The sequence below is a fragment of the Sagittula salina genome, from assembly GCF_017813235.1.
In the GTDB taxonomy this organism is placed as follows: domain Bacteria; phylum Pseudomonadota; class Alphaproteobacteria; order Rhodobacterales; family Rhodobacteraceae; genus Sagittula; species Sagittula salina.
In genome coordinates, this window is sequence record NZ_JAGISH010000010.1 from 23,655 (window position 1) to 37,921 (window position 14,267).

Annotated in this window: 14 protein-coding genes; 8 read left to right on the forward strand and 6 right to left on the reverse strand. The window is 65.6% G+C overall.

From position 1 onward, the window contains the following. The first annotated feature begins 1 nt into the window (after position 1). Positions 2 to 769: a sulfotransferase family protein gene (locus J5474_RS16710; RefSeq protein WP_209362174.1), complete on the forward strand. Its 768-nt coding sequence runs from the start codon at positions 2 to 4 to the stop codon at positions 767 to 769. 10 nt (positions 770 to 779) lie between these two features. Here the strand turns inward: J5474_RS16710 and J5474_RS16715 are convergent, their stop codons facing one another. The 6 genes from J5474_RS16715 to iolG all read right to left on the reverse strand — a co-directional run bounded on the left by J5474_RS16715 (position 780) and on the right by iolG (position 8,168). Beyond that, positions 780 to 2,570: a feruloyl-CoA synthase gene (locus tag J5474_RS16715; RefSeq protein WP_209362180.1), complete on the reverse strand. Its 1,791-nt coding sequence runs from the start codon at positions 2,568 to 2,570 to the stop codon at positions 780 to 782. A gap of 40 nt (positions 2,571 to 2,610) precedes the next feature. Beyond that, positions 2,611 to 3,372, reverse strand: a complete 762-nt coding sequence (locus J5474_RS16720) for an SDR family NAD(P)-dependent oxidoreductase (RefSeq protein WP_209362182.1) — start codon at positions 3,370 to 3,372, stop codon at positions 2,611 to 2,613. Positions 3,373 to 3,539: 167 nt separating this feature from the next. Continuing rightward, positions 3,540 to 4,853 (reverse strand): TRAP transporter large permease, encoded by a 1,314-nt coding sequence (locus J5474_RS16725; protein WP_209362184.1) that lies wholly within the window; start codon positions 4,851 to 4,853, stop codon positions 3,540 to 3,542. Continuing rightward, a complete protein-coding gene (locus tag J5474_RS16730) occupies positions 4,850 to 5,443 on the reverse strand; it encodes a TRAP transporter small permease (RefSeq protein WP_209362186.1) in 594 nt (197 codons plus the stop codon). Before J5474_RS16730 ends, J5474_RS16725 begins: the two co-directional genes overlap by 4 nt. Positions 5,444 to 5,523: 80 nt before the next feature. Continuing rightward, the gene (locus tag J5474_RS16735; protein ID WP_209362188.1) at positions 5,524 to 6,582 is read right to left on the reverse strand and encodes a TRAP transporter substrate-binding protein; all 1,059 of its coding nucleotides are present in this window, start codon (positions 6,580 to 6,582) and stop codon (positions 5,524 to 5,526) included. 593 nt (positions 6,583 to 7,175) lie between these two features. Then, positions 7,176 to 8,168, reverse strand: a complete 993-nt coding sequence (iolG, locus tag J5474_RS16740; RefSeq protein WP_209362191.1) for an inositol 2-dehydrogenase — start codon at positions 8,166 to 8,168, stop codon at positions 7,176 to 7,178. A 921-nt stretch (positions 8,169 to 9,089) separates the two neighbouring features. On the opposite strand from iolG, the gene J5474_RS16745 reads away from it, so the two are divergent. The 7 genes from J5474_RS16745 (at position 9,090) to J5474_RS16775 (ending at position 14,024) form a co-directional block, all read left to right on the forward strand. Then, positions 9,090 to 9,608, forward strand: coding sequence for a hypothetical protein (locus J5474_RS16745; protein ID WP_209362193.1), 519 nt, complete (start codon positions 9,090 to 9,092; stop codon positions 9,606 to 9,608). Between the two features lie 92 nt (positions 9,609 to 9,700). Beyond that, positions 9,701 to 10,105 carry a histidine kinase dimerization/phospho-acceptor domain-containing protein gene (locus tag J5474_RS16750; protein WP_209362195.1) on the forward strand — a complete coding sequence of 135 codons (405 nt, stop codon included), beginning with the start codon at positions 9,701 to 9,703 and terminating at the stop codon, positions 10,103 to 10,105. A gap of 59 nt (positions 10,106 to 10,164) precedes the next feature. Then, a complete protein-coding gene (locus tag J5474_RS16755; RefSeq protein ID WP_209362197.1) occupies positions 10,165 to 10,764 on the forward strand; it encodes a DUF4178 domain-containing protein in 600 nt (199 codons plus the stop codon). Next, on the forward strand, positions 10,761 to 12,047 hold the full coding sequence (locus J5474_RS16760) for a DUF4178 domain-containing protein (protein ID WP_209362199.1): 1,287 nt from the start codon (positions 10,761 to 10,763) through the stop codon (positions 12,045 to 12,047). The genes J5474_RS16755 and J5474_RS16760 overlap by 4 nt, the downstream gene beginning before the upstream one ends. Position 12,048: 1 nt before the next feature. After that, positions 12,049 to 12,210, forward strand: coding sequence for a hypothetical protein (locus J5474_RS16765; protein WP_209362201.1), 162 nt, complete (start codon positions 12,049 to 12,051; stop codon positions 12,208 to 12,210). Positions 12,211 to 12,241: 31 nt separating this feature from the next. Then, a complete protein-coding gene (locus J5474_RS16770; protein ID WP_209362204.1) occupies positions 12,242 to 12,466 on the forward strand; it encodes a DUF350 domain-containing protein in 225 nt (74 codons plus the stop codon). 7 nt (positions 12,467 to 12,473) lie between these two features. Then, positions 12,474 to 14,024: a polyamine aminopropyltransferase gene (locus J5474_RS16775; protein ID WP_245216531.1), complete on the forward strand. Its 1,551-nt coding sequence runs from the start codon at positions 12,474 to 12,476 to the stop codon at positions 14,022 to 14,024. Positions 14,025 to 14,267: the final 243 nt, after the last annotated feature.

Consider the following 14,267-nt stretch of genomic DNA (forward strand, 5'->3'; position numbering starts at 1 on the left):
CATGCTGTCCCATCGCTACGTCTTCGTCGGCGGTCTGCACCGCTCCGGCACCTCGCTCACCGCGCGGCTGATTGCAGCGCTGCCCGGTGTGGCCGCCATCGAAGGCGCCCCTGTGCCGGAGAATGAAGGCGTCTACCTGCAAGGCGCGATCCCCCACACAGCCCGTCACGGCGCGCCGATGCAGTTTGCCACCGACCCAAGCCAGCACCTCGTTGAGGGCTGCGGCTACGACCGGCTGGAGACGCGGACAAGGCTGGAGGAGGACTGGGCGCCGTGGTTCGGCGAAGGCGCATGGCGGGTGGAAAAGTCGCCCGTCAACCTGACCCGAATGCGACTCTATCAGCAGATCTTTCCCCTGAGCCAGTTCGTCGTCGTCACCCGCCACCCGGAGAAGGTCGCCAGCGCCGTGGCGAAATGGGTCGATTGCCCGGCCCCAGCCCTGGTCGATCACTGGCTCGACGCCCATGATACGGTGGCTGAGGATATGACCTACCTCCACGCAGTCCTCGTCCTGCGCTACGAAGATCTCATAGCCGACCCGCAGGCCAGCCTTGATCGCCTTGCGGCCTTTCTGGGCGTGGAGACCGCGCAGATCCCGATGAGGATCGCCAACGGCAATACCGACTACCCCGACGCCCCCCGAATGTCGGCGATCCAGGCCGTCCGCGCCGCCCGCTGGGGTTATGGGCCGGGCGAGACCCTGCCTCGCCCGCCCGAGGTGCGCCACCCGCTGCGGGCGGTGCGCGAGGCCTGTCAGGCCGTCGCCTGACCCCGGACTGTCAGGGGCGGATCACCTGCGCTTCGGCATCATCGAATAGCCGGTCCACCAGCGCCGCCCGCCGCGTCTGCACCGTGCGGAAATTGAGGTTGCCCTTCGCCGTGATCTCGCCATCCCCCAGCGAAGGCGGTTCGCTCATCACCAGCGCCCGCGCAACCTGCGTGGCGGAACCGTGCGCGCCCCGCGCCCGCAGCCTTTGCGCCACCTCGTTGCGGAGAACCTCCGACCGCAGCAGATCGCCCTCGATCACCGCCATGTCCCGCGCCGCGGCCGAGGGAAAAATCAGCACGCCGATCTCCGGACGGTCCGCGCCGCAAATCACCACGTCCGCCGCCAGCGGTGCCAGATCGCGCATCAGGTCAAGGCGCAGGTTGGCCGCCCGCACCCACGTCCCCGTCAACAGCTTGAAGTCCTCGGAAATCCGCCCGTCGAACTTCAGGCCCTTGGTCATGTCCTCCGGGTCGACAAAGCGCATTGCGTCCCCGGTGATGAAGTACCCCTCTTCGTCGAATGCCACGGCGGTCTTCTCGGGGTCGTTCAGGTAGCCGGTCATGATGTTCGGCCCCTTCACGCGGACCTCGCAGCGCATGTCCGCGCCGGGGATCAGCTTCACTGCCACCCCGGTCATGGGCACGCCGACGATACCCGACATATGCGTGGGTTCGTGCTGGATCAGGCAGGCGGGACCGGTCTCCGTCAGCCCCCAGGACGAATTCATCAGGGGTACAGTGCCGCGCACGTCTCGCGCCATGGCCTCCAGGTCTTCCCAGACGTCCTGCGGCAGCGAAGCCCCCGCGTAGAACAGCATGTCCAGTTCCGCGAAATACCGTTCCTTCAGCACCGCATCGGACCGCATCGCGTCACGCATCTGCGCAAAACCCACCGGCACATTGAAGGCGAGCGTCGCCCCCATCAGGCGGTTGTTCTCAATCGATTGACCGACCAGCGCGGGCACAGGCTTGCCGCCATCGATATAGAGCGACCCGCCATTCGCCAGCATCATGTTGAAATTGTGCGACCCGCCAAAGACATGGTTCCAGGGCAGCCAATCCACGATGCGGGGCGGCTTCTCGGGGTCGCCCAGAAAGGGCAGCGCGTCAAGGATCTGCGCCTGATTGGCACACATCATGCCCTGGGTGGTGATCACCGCCTTGGGGTGCGAGGTAGAGCCCGAGGTCATCAGGTACTTCGCCACCGTGTCGGGCCCGACACGCTCCGCCGCCGCATCGACGCCTGCGTCCGACGTCATCAGGTCCGATAGAGCGGCCATATTCGGACCGGCATTGTGCGCCACGACCTTTTCCACGCCGTCAAAGAGCGGCAGCGCCAGCGCCGCGGCGTAGCGCTCTCCATCATCGGCAAAGACCATGGCGGGCGTCACCACCTCGACGCAGTGAGCAAGCTGCGACCGCGCCTCCGGAATCAGCGCGTATTGCTCAGCCAGCGGCACCACCGGCACGCCGACGTATTGCGCCGCCAGCGCGAGCAGCCCGTGGTCCACTCCGTTCCCGGAGATCACCACCACGGGCGTCCCGGGCCCCATGCCGCGCGCTACAAGCCCGCCAGCGAGCCGCCGCACAACGTGTCGCGTTTCGGCGTATGTGACCTCCCGCCAGCCATCGCCCCGACGCTCCGCAAGAAAGACCCGCTCGGGTGCCTTCCGTGCCCACAGGTCCAGCCAGTCGCCGGTCTTCGCCGCGACCGGCCCCATGTCATGGCCCGAGGTGAGGATGATCGTGCCATCCACCCGGTCTTCCCGGCGCACCCGGTGCGCGCGATACATCACAGTCATCGGCCTCTCCTCCCCTGGACCACGACCCTCTTGCGGGGTCCTATCGCTGCGGCAATCGCACCGCCGCGTCCAGACGGATGACCGTGCCGTTCAGGTAGGCGCTCTCGCAGATCTGGCAGACCAGCTGCGCGTATTCCGCCGGATCGCCCAGACGATGCGGGAAGGGAATGTTTGCGACGATCCCCTCCACGGTTTCCTTCGGCAGTCCCTCCATCATCGGCGTGTTGAACAGGCCAGGCGCGATCGCCATGACCCGCACGCCCTGCTTCGCCATCTCGCGCGCGGCAGGCAGGCACATCGACGCGATTCCGCCCTTGGAGGCGGCATAGGCCACCTGCCCCACCTGCCCGTCCTCATAGGCGACGGAGGCTGTATTGATCACCACGCCGCGCTCCCCGCCCTCGAGCGGTTCAAGCGCCATCATCTCGCGCGCGGCATGGCTCATGACGTAGTAAGACCCCATCAGGTTCACCCGGATCGTCTTCTCGAACAGGTCCGTGGACAGCACGCCCTCGCGTCCCACAACCCGCGCCGCCAGACCGATGCCCGCGCAGCTGACCGCGATACGCGGCGCGCCCAGCCGGGTCTTCACCTCGGCCAGCGCCTCGGCAACGGAACTCTCCTGCGAGACGTCAACCCTCACCGCGTGACCACCGATCTCGCGCGCCACCTCCACCGCCCGGTCGCCGTCGAAGTCGAGGATACCCACCGTTGCCCCCTCGGCCGCCAGCCGCCGCGCCGTCGCCGCACCCAGCCCGCTGGCGCCGCCGGTCACGATCGCCACCTGTCCCGCAATCTTCATTTCGTCCCTCCTTCAGGGCCACTTCCGGCCTTCGCTTCTTTGGTTCCAAAATACCGCGGGGGAGTCGCGGCCCCGCCGCGACGGGGGCAGAGCCCCCTCTGCCGCCCGACAGGGCGCACCCACCCAAGGGCACGCTCCAATCCATTGCCCGGCCTCCCCGCCCCGCCTCAGGCCAGCAGGAACAGCGTGATCGCCGGAAAGGCCACCAGCAACACCACGCGCACGATGTCCGAAGCCACGTAATAGAGCACCGCGCGATAGGTGCTGACCATCGGGGTCTCCGGCGACATCGCGTTGATGACGAACAAGTTCATCCCCACTGGCGGCGTGATCAGCCCGACTTCCACCACGATCAGAACAAGGATGCCGAACCAGATCGCCGTGTGTTCCGCCGTCAGGCCGAAATCCAGCGCCATGACGACCGGAAAGAAGATCGGGATCGTCAGCAGGATCATCGACAGGCTGTCCATGAAGCATCCCAGGATCAGGTAGATCACGAGGATCGCCGCCAGCACGGCAATCGGCGTCATGCCCAACCCCACAACCCATTCCGACAGTTCCTGTGGCACACGGGTCCGCGCGAGGAAGGCATTATAGAAGGCCGCCCCCAGCACGATGAAGAAGATCATCGCCGAGGACCGCGCCGTATCGGAAAAACTGTCCAGCAGTGTCCGCCATGTCAGCCCGCCGTTCACCAGTGCGATGATGCCCGTGCCCAGCGCGCCCACCGCCGCACCCTCGGTCGGGGTGAAGATGCCGCCATAGATCCCGCCCACCACCGCGAGGAACACCAGCAGCACCGGCCAGACATCGATCAGCGCCCGAAAGCGTTCTCGCATCGGAACCGGCTCCCGAACGCCGGCGCTCGCGGGGTGGACGCGGACATAGATCGACACGGCGACCATGTAGCCGATGGCCGCCAGCACGCCCGGCACAAATGCCGCGAGAAACAGTTTGGCAATGTTCTGTTCCGTCAGGATGGCATATATCACCAACACCACCGAGGGCGGAATGAGAATGCCCAGCGTGCCGCCCGCCGCCAGTGTCGCGGTGGAGAACCCGCCGTCGTAGCCGTAGCGCTTCAGCTCCGGCAGCGACACGCGGCTCATGGTGGCCGCCGTCGCCAGGGACGAGCCGCAGATCGCGCCAAAGCCCGCGCAGGCGCCGATCGCCGCCATGGCCACGCCGCCCTTACGGTGCCCGAGGAAATTCTCGGCCGCCTTGAACAACGCCTGGCTCATGCCCCCGAGCGTCGCGAAATAGCCCATCAGCAGGAACATCGGCACGATGGACAGCGAGTAGTTGGAGAACTGTGAATAGGCGAGGTCCTTGAGCTGCGCCATGGGCAGACGCGTGTTGCCCATGGTCACCCACATCCCCGCGAACCCGGCCGAAAACATCGCCAGACCGATCGGCACCCGCAGGAAGATCAGCAGCAGAAGCGCCGGGAAGGACCAGATTCCGATTTCGAGATTGCTCAATGGTCCGCCCCCACGGCATTCGGCACGATCAGGCGTCCCGTCAGAATTTCATAGACCCGCACCATAACGAGGTAACACCCCACCGCCGCCGCGGCGACCGCACCGACGAGGCTCGCGCCATAGGCCCAGCTGACCGGGAATTCCAGCAGCAGCGTGGTCTGGCCTGACGACATCTTGCGCAGGAAGCCTTCGTACAGCTGCATGGCGATCACCACCAGAACCACGGCAAAGAGCACCGCGATCAATACGTCCAGCACACGGTTCACGCCGCGCGGCAGGAAGTTGGTGAAAACATCGACGGAGGCATGTCCCCCCGTGACAGTACAGTAGGGCAGGAAGGCAAAGATGCAGAAGGCCATGCCCGCCTCCACCAGCTCGAAATCGCCCCGGATCGCGCCAAAGCCCCAGTCGATCAGCCCCTGCGCGGTCCCCGTCATGAAGCCTGCGTCCAGCATCCAGTGCAGCACGCCGTTGCCCGCCCGCCCGATAATCGAAAGGCAGACCATGACGATGAGGAACGTCAGCACGACGCCCCCGGCCAATGCCATCAGGCGCGCAAGTCCAAGGACGATGCGGTGTAAACCGGCCATCGCTGCATTCCCCCGTCAGTCTTGTGTTTTCCGGCGAAAACCGGGGCCGCACCGATTGCGGCGCGGCCCCTCCTTAGGGCTTACTTGCCCCAGGTGTCCATGTCCGGCGTGTACTCGGACATCAACTGCTTGGCCTCGTCGATCAGAGCCTGACCGTCGATACCCTTGGCGTTCATGTCCGCGATCCAGCTTTCATAGATCGGCTGCACGACCGGCATCCACTGCGCCTCGGCATCAGCCTGGCTCACGGTCTTGATGTCGTTGCCCAGATCCACCGCGACCTGGCGCGCCGGGCCGTCCGCATCCGCCTGCGTGCCACCGGCAAAGATCGAGAACGGCACGCCCGAGTTGTCGTCGATCACCCGCTTCAGATCATCGGGCAGACTCTCGTAGCGATCCTTGTTCATCGCCAGAACAAAGGTCAGCGTATACAATGCCGGGCCTTCGAATTCCGTGTGGTTGCGCACCAGTTCCGGGACCTTGACGGCGGGCGTCACTTCCCACGGGATGGTGGTGCCGTCCAGTACGCCCTTCGACAGCGCCTCGGACACGGCCGGAACCGGCATCCCGATGGGCTCTGCCCCGACGCGGGTCAGCAGATCGTTCACCAGCCGCGACCCGCCACGGATCTTCATGCCCTGCAGGTCGCCGGGCTGCATCACCGGCTTGTTGGTGTGGAACATGCCCGGGCCGTGCACCCAGGTGCCGACGATCTTCACGTCCTTGAAGTCCGCGTCCTTCATCTGCTCTTCAAAGATCTTGGCGTAGGCGTAGGAGGCCGCGCGGGCATCCTTTACCATGAACGGCAGTTCAAAGACCTCCGTGCGCGGGAAGCGGCCCGGCGTGTAGCCGACCACGGTCCAGCCGATATCGACGATACCGTCCTGAACGTGGTCGATCAACTCAGGCGGCGCGCCACCCAGTTGCATCGAAGGGTAGCGCTCGATCTCGATACGCCCGCCCGAGTCGGCTTCCACCTTGTCGGCCCAGACGTCCAGCACCTGCACCGGCACGTTGGCCTGCGGCGGCAGGAAGTGTTCCAGCGTCAGCGTCACCTCCGCCGCCAGTGCCGAAGTGGTGGTCATCAGCGTGGCCGCAAGCCCCGCCGCGACACCCATGAAGGTTCTCCGTGTGGTCATCATTTTCCTCCCTGAATGACCCCTGGCCCTGTCGGACCCTTCGCCGACACCCCGCCGGGGTATCGGGTATTCCCGGTTGTCTTGAAAATTCCCCCCTGCGGCCCGCGCGCGCCCGACACAGTGGCCGTGCACAATCCGCGCATGACCTTGCGTCCTCGCGTCAAGATGTCCTCCCCTCCATCACGACCGCTTATGCAGCATGTTGCAGTATTCGCACTATATTGCAACAAACTTGACACCCTCCCGACATGGAACACCTTTTGGATCAAGCTGTCCAGTTTCTTCCACAAGGAAACAAAAATGTGTTTCTCGCCCCTGTCAACGGGGCGCTTTGCTGTATGGGCGAACGAAAGATGCCGCCCTGACGGCGGCATCATGATCGGTCAACTGTTGTGGGTCAAACCTGCTGGCCTGCACCTACCCGTTTGGGCACTCCGGCTATTGCGACGGCCGGGATTACACAAAGGCCCCTGCACGCCCGCGCGCCTGTGTTGTACTGCACACCTAGGTGCGCTTCATTCATACGCAGTATCCGACCCGGTCTCCGAGTGCGGTTCAGGAGTGCTCCCTGCCAAAAAATCGGGCCAGAACACTCACCCCAGTGTCACTGCCCGCCCGGTCTTCGCCGATTCCAGTGCGGCGTCTGCCAGTTCCAATGCCTTCAGCCCGTCCAGACCCGTTGTGGGCGTCGGTTTGCCGTCCGTGACAGCAGCGACGAAGGCGGCGATCTCGTTGGCATAGGCCACGGCATAGCGGTCCATGAAGAAATTCAGCAGTGGCGGCCGGGCGTACCCGCCCTCGCCGGCAACCTCCACCGTCGACTCGTGCCGGTTGGCCGCCGCGGCCATTCCTTTTGATCCGTGCACCTCGATGCGCTGGTCGTAGCCGTAGCTGGCGCGGCGGGAATTGGTGATGACCGCCTGCTTGCCGGAGGCCGTCTTCAGGATCACGTTGACGGAGTCGTAGTCTCCCGCCGCCGCGATGTCCGGATCGACAAGGTTCGACCCCTGCGCCATCACCGTCACCGGCTCCTCGCCCAGCAGCCAGCGCGCGATGTCGAAATCGTGGATCGTCATGTCACGGAAGATCCCGCCCGAGACCTTGATATAGGAGACCGGCGGCGGGCCGGGATCTCGCGAGGTGATGGTGACCATCTCCACGTCGCCGATGCTGCCCGCGTCGATCGCCGCCTTCACCCCCATGAAATCCGGGTCGAAACGCCGGTTGAAACCCACCATCAGCGTGGCCCCGGTTTCCTCCACGGTCTTAAGCGCCTGTTTCACGCGCTCCGACGAGAGATCCACAGGCTTTTCGCAGAAGATCGCCTTCCCGGCGCGGGCGAACAATTCGATCAGGTCGGCGTGGGTGTCGGTGGGCGTACAGATCGCCACCGCGTCGATGTCTTCGGCCTGCACGATTTCCTCGGTGCTGCGCAAGTCGCTGCCATAACGCTGCTGCATCGAGGTCGCCGCCGCTTCCAGCGGTTCATACAGTGCGACAAAGGCGGCGCCGGGCGTCGCGGAAATCGCTCGGGCGTGGGCCTGGCCGATGCGGCCTGCACCCAGAATGGCAAAACGAAGGGTCATATGCGCGGCTCCTCTGTCCGGTCTCGGGGTCTGGCAGGATACCGGCCGCGCCCGCCGGGCCGCACCGCGTCGCATTTGGACGGCAAGCGGGGTTCGGCGGGGATCCGGGCGTTCGCCTGCCTGCTGCGGCCTGCGCCGCGTCTCCTCCGCCCCTACGCCTGTCACGCCCGCCACGCCCCGCGCAAGAGGCACCGCACAGGGCCCGGCAGCTTTGTGTCAGGGGCAGTCAGACGGGCGCGCGCGGCGTGAGGGAATTCCATCACGCGGCCCTTTCCGGACGACGTCAGATCGCAGGTTTGGGATCTCGGGGCAGACGCGAACATATTTTCGCGGCCAGTAGCGCCGTCAACTCTCCGCCCCGTCATGACAGGGACGGCGCATGAACCGAATGCCTTTCCGCACACCCGCGGAGGTGCGGCAGTTTCAACACTCGGCACGCCGGTCCGGGTGTTCGACGTTGATGCGCACGGCATGTGGTGGGCCAATCGCCGCGCGCTCGACTTCTGGCGGGTCGCCGACCTTGATACGCTCTGGCGCGGCGCTTTTCCACCGACACCGATACCGATACCTATACCGCCCGTAGCCGGCTGCACGGCATCGTCGAGACAGACACCCGCACCGGCCCCAACCGCGAAATCTGGACGCTTTTCCCGATGACGCACTGCGCCGCACGCTGCTGTCTTTCCAGCCTGTGCAACACGGCCCCGAGAGCGGCGGCCACGGCAGCCCGATCGAGCTGTTGCGCGTCTGGGGCCCCAATACCCAAGGCACCGGAACGCTGCGCATGGTGGAGCCGAACCAGGCCACCGCGCTGCTGGTTTCGACCTTTGCGCTGGATGGGCATCTGCTGGCGCAGACCCCGCCTGCGTCCGCCGCGCCTGACGGGACACCGAAGCTGGCGGAGCGCTACCGCTTCCGGAAGTGGCGGAACGCATTCTCGCGGATGTCACGCAGGGGCGCGCCTTTTCCGAGGAGGTACAGGCGGTCTCCCGCAATGGCACGCGCATTAACCCCGTCACCGCGCGGCGCGGGCGCGACCCGGTCACCCGCGATTTGATCGCCATCCTGTCCGAAGAGGATGTGACAGCCATGGCGCTGCTGCGCGTGCGCCAGCGGCATGCCAATCGTCTGCTGGCCGGCTCCGTGGCCGAACAGTCCGTCCGGCTGCGCGCCAGCGAGGAACGCTTTTCCCTCGCCGCCGAACTGGCCGCAGTCTGGGAATGGAACATCCCGAAGGACCGGTCTCATCTCTCCCCCAGCCCCTCCGCGTTGGGATACTCGGCCGACAAACCGTGGGCCATCCTGCGCGACAGGCGCGCGCTGGCCCTGATCGCCCCGGAGGCCCGGCAGTCGCTGCGTCGTGCCTTCGTCGAAAACCACCACGTCCCCGGCGATACGATCGACCATGAAATCCGCCGGCTGACGCGGGACGGCGAATAACGCTGGCTTCATGTCAAGGGCCGATACCTGGCCGACGCCGAGGGCCGCACCGCGCAACCGGGCTGCTGACCGACATTACCAAACGCCAAGCGTTGCAGGCACAGCTGATGGCCTCCCGACGACTGGGGGACATCGGGCTGCTGACCGGCGGCATAGCGCATGATTTCAACAACCTTCTCACGGTCATCCAGGGCAACGTGCAACTTCCGCAGGAGCTTGAGCAGGCGGACACGGATCCGACCCAGGAGATCGTCAAGGCAGTGCAGCACGGCGCAGCGATGGTGCGGCAGCTTCTGGCCTTTGCCCGGCGGCAGACGCTGCGCCCGCAGGTGGTGGACCTGACCGATCTGCTCGGGGAAACGCGGCGCACGCTGGCCCGCCCCAATTCGGTGTGGGGGCGGGCTGGGCGCCTTCGCGGCAGTTTACGGTGGCCACCGACCCCGGCGGTTATCGCCAAAGCCGTTGCCTGGAATCGCCCGCCATGGTTAAAAAACTAATGAATTTGAGTTGCCCCAATTGCGGCCATCCGATCCAGGAAACGGTCAGGACCATTGTGATGCAGACCTGCCCGTCCTGCGACACGACGCTGTTCGTGTCCGGGGACCGGCTGGAACAGGCGGGCTCAGCGGGCGAGATGCACGACGGCCCGACGCTGTTTACCATTGGTGACCTCGTGAAGCTTGGCCGTCGCGCGTGGGAGGTTCTGGGCCACGCGCGTTTCAGCTATGGGCGCGGCTGGTGGGACGAATACTGGTGCGAGGACCCGCGCGGCAACGGCGCGTGGATCTCCGTCGATGAGGGCGATGTGGTCGTACAGACCGCAATCTCAGAGGGCACAAAGCCGCGCTTCCGCACCGACGCCCGGATCGGGTCGATCTTTCAGTATGCCGGCGTGAAATACCGCTGCGTGGAGAAGGGGGCTGGCGAATGCGCCGCCCTGCGCGGCGCATTCGGCGAGGTCTTGCAGGTGGGCGAGGTCTTTGCCTACGCCAACGCGCAGGGCGAGGACGGCGGGCTGATTTCCGTGGAAACCAGCGGCGACGGTCCCGAGGCCGAAACCCGCTGGTTCCGTGGCGAATGGCACGACCCGTTCGAGATCGACGCGCCCCCGGCCTGGACGGCCGGTCAGGTGCTCCCGCGTGAGGGGACCGCATGACCCGCACGCCCACGCTGAAGTCGATCAACTGCACATCCTGCGGCGCGGGGCTGAACGTGCTGGGCGGCGGACGCGTGCTGGTACACATCTGCGCCTATTGTGGCGCAGAACTGGACGCGCAGGAAAACTACCGCATCCTGAAGAAATTCGACGCCCGTCCCCGCCCCGATACCCCCCTTGCGCTGGGGATGTCGGGCACCCTCATGGGCGTCGACTGGACGGTGATCGGCACCATCGGCAAGACGGAAAGTGGCGTGGACTGGGTAGAACACCAGCTCTACTCGCCCACCCACGGCTACGCATGGCTGAGCGTCGAGGGCGGGCACTTCACCTTTTCCCGGCGTATCCGGCGCCCGGTGACACCGCCGTGGATAAGCTCTCGCATGGTGGACAGGGCCGAACATCGCCCCACCGCGCTGCTGCTGGGCGAACGCTACACCTATTACGAAACCTCGCTGGCAACGACGTCCTATCTGGAGGGCGAGTTCACCTGGGCCCCAGAGATGGGCGAAAAGACAAAGACCGTCTCGCTGATCTCCGAAACCGCGATGCTGGATTACGGCACCGCGGGCGAAGCGGCGGAGCGCGAGATTTACCGTTCTGTCTATGTGTCCGGGGCCGTTGTGCAGGCGGCCTTCGAACTCGATGCGCTGCCCACCGCGCAGGGCTCGCATCCGCTGCAACCCCGGCGCGGCGGCGGCAACGAGACCTTCGTCATCCGCGCCGCACTGGCGATGGCGGCGCTCTGTGTCGTGCTGGCCATCGTGGTCAGCTACGGCATGCCGCAACGCACCGCGCTGCCCGCCACCTGGGTTGAAGTGGCCAAGCTGCCGCAGACGCTCGACTTTGACGTGGCCTCCACCGAACAACTGGTGCGTGTCGATTTCAACGCCACGCCCTCCAACGCATGGCTGTTCGTCGGTTTCGAAGTCGTCGACCCCGAGGGCGAGACGCTCTTTGAATCAGGCCGCAGCATGGAATACTACTCCGGCCGCGACAGCGACGGCAGGTGGTCGGAGGGCAACACCTCGGCCAACCTGAAATTCCGCCCCCCCGCGACAGGTACCTACCAGCTGGTGCTGAGCGAATCCGAGAACGAACCCTGGGCCGGTGGCAGCCCGCCTTCCGGCTTCAGCGTCTCCGCAAGGGAGGGCCAGGGCGCGCCCTTCTGGCTGGTGCTGCTCGCCGTGGTCTTCGGACTGATCGCGGCGGCGCAATGGGGCCTGCGCCGCCGCCGCCATCAGCGCCGCTTCGCGGACTCCGACTGGACCGAGGAGGACTGAAATGCCCCTGTTCCGCGTGATCTTCCTGACGCTCTCCGGTCTCGCCATTGGCGGCACGACCTATGCCGCATGGTACGGCTATGGCGGCACTTCTACCGACGTTTCCAAATCCATCCGCGAAGGCTCCAACGGGCGCAGCGCCATCGCGGGTCGCATCAAGTAGGCCGCCCTGGCGGCACCAGAAAGGACACCCAATGGACCCCGTGCATATCCTCCAGTTCTCGGAAATCATTTCTACCATCGTATTCACCTTTCTGGGCGTGGCGCTCATGGGCCTGTGCTGGTGGCTGATCAACCGGCTTACGCATTTCTCCGTGGTCAAGGAGATCGAGGAGGACCAGAACACCGCGCTCGCCGTGCTGATCGGCTCGGTCTTCCTGTCGCTTGCCATCATCATCGCCGCCGTCATCGTCTCCTGAGCCGATCTTGACCGCTCCCGACGTGCCGCAGGACAACCGCCTGCGCGAAGTCTGGCTGCTGCTGGCGACCCTGCTGGTTGCCATCGCCGGACTGATCTACGAGCTGATCGCTGCAACTGTCTCCAGCTACCTGCTGGGCGATTCCGTGCGGCAGTTCTCCTTTGTCATCGGGGTGTTCCTCTCGGCCATGGGACTGGGAGCCTGGGTTTCGCGTTTCGTCGCCGACCCTGTGCGCGGTTTTATATGGGCGCAGGTGGCGCTGGGGGTGATCGGCGGCTTTCTCGCGCCCGTGCTGTTCTTCTCCTACGCCGTGACCGACACCGTGGGTGGCCCGCTCTACGGCGCGCTTATCGCCATCGGCGCGCTCTCGGGAATGGAGATCCCGCTGATCGCCCGCGTGCTGGAAACCGTCGGCGCCCGGCGCTTTCGTTTCGAGAACGTACTGACGGTGGACTACATCGGCGCGCTGGTCGCTTCGCTCGCCTTCCCGCTTTTCGTGATTCCAAACCTTGGCCTGATGTCGGCCAGCCTGAGCTTCGGGGTGCTTAATCTGGCGGTGGCGCTGCTGTCGCTCTGGATCTTCCGCGACCGGGCGCTGCGTGCGCAATGGGTCGCCTGCGGGCTGGCACTGGTGGCGGCGGTGGTGGCGCTGGTGCAGGCGGAACGGCTCGTTTCCGTCGCCGATCAGGCGCTGTTCGAGGACGATGTCATCCTGACGGAACAGACCGCCTACCAGAAGATCTCCGTCACCCGGTTCCGGGATCGCACGCGGCTTTACCTCGACCACTCACTGCAGTTCGACAGCTATGACGAGTACCGCTACCATGAGGCGCTGGTGCATCCGGCCATGTCGATTGCCGAACGCCACGCCAACGTTCTGATCCTCGGCGGCGGTGACGGCATGGCGACGCGCGAGGTATTGCGGCACGACGGCGTGGAGCACATCACTCTGGTGGACCTTGACCCGCGCATGACCGCGCTGTTCCGCGACCACGCAGAGCTTGCGGCGCTGAACGCCCACGTGCTTTCGGACCCGCGCGTGAGCATCGTCAACAGCGACGCCTGGCGCTTTGCCGAACAATCGCAAGCGACCTTCGACGTCGTCATCCTCGATCTGCCGGACCCAAAGAACATTGCGCTCTCAAAGCTTTACAGCCGCGAATTCTACTCCCTGCTGATCGAACGCCTCGCCTCTGGCGGTGCGCTGGTCACGCAATCCGGTTCTCCCACTTACGCGCCAGAGGCCTTCTGGTCCATCGTCGCCACCTGGGGGGAGGTCCGTAACCCCGCCCTCCCGGACGACACGCTCACGACCCTTCCCTATCACGTCTACGTGCCCAGTTTCGGGGACTGGGGATTCACACTCGTCACGCCCCTTCCGCACCGCGCCCGGCCGCTCTCCCTGCCCGAGGGGCTGAAGTTCCTGACGGAAGCCACATGGTCCGCCGCCCGCAGTTTCCCCCCGGACGCCGCCCGCCGCCCCGTCCAGTCCAACACCCTGCAGACCCACGCCCTCGTTGAATACTACCTCACGGGCTGGGACCGCTGGTTCGAGTAGCGCAGCCCGAACCAGCGGTCCCAGCCCCTGCGACTTTGGGTCATTGTTCGCGCTCGACAGTCGCGGACGTGCGCTCCTGTACAAGCCAGGCGAAACAACTCGCAAGGGTCCTGCGCCCCCTCCCCCGCGCCCGCACCCAACCTGACGGCACAGGACGTGGGCCAGCCGGGGACGGACAGCTTCGGGGGTTTGCCATCGCATTTGCGCGCGCTCCGAAGTGCAGGTTGTCCCCTCTCCGCCCGC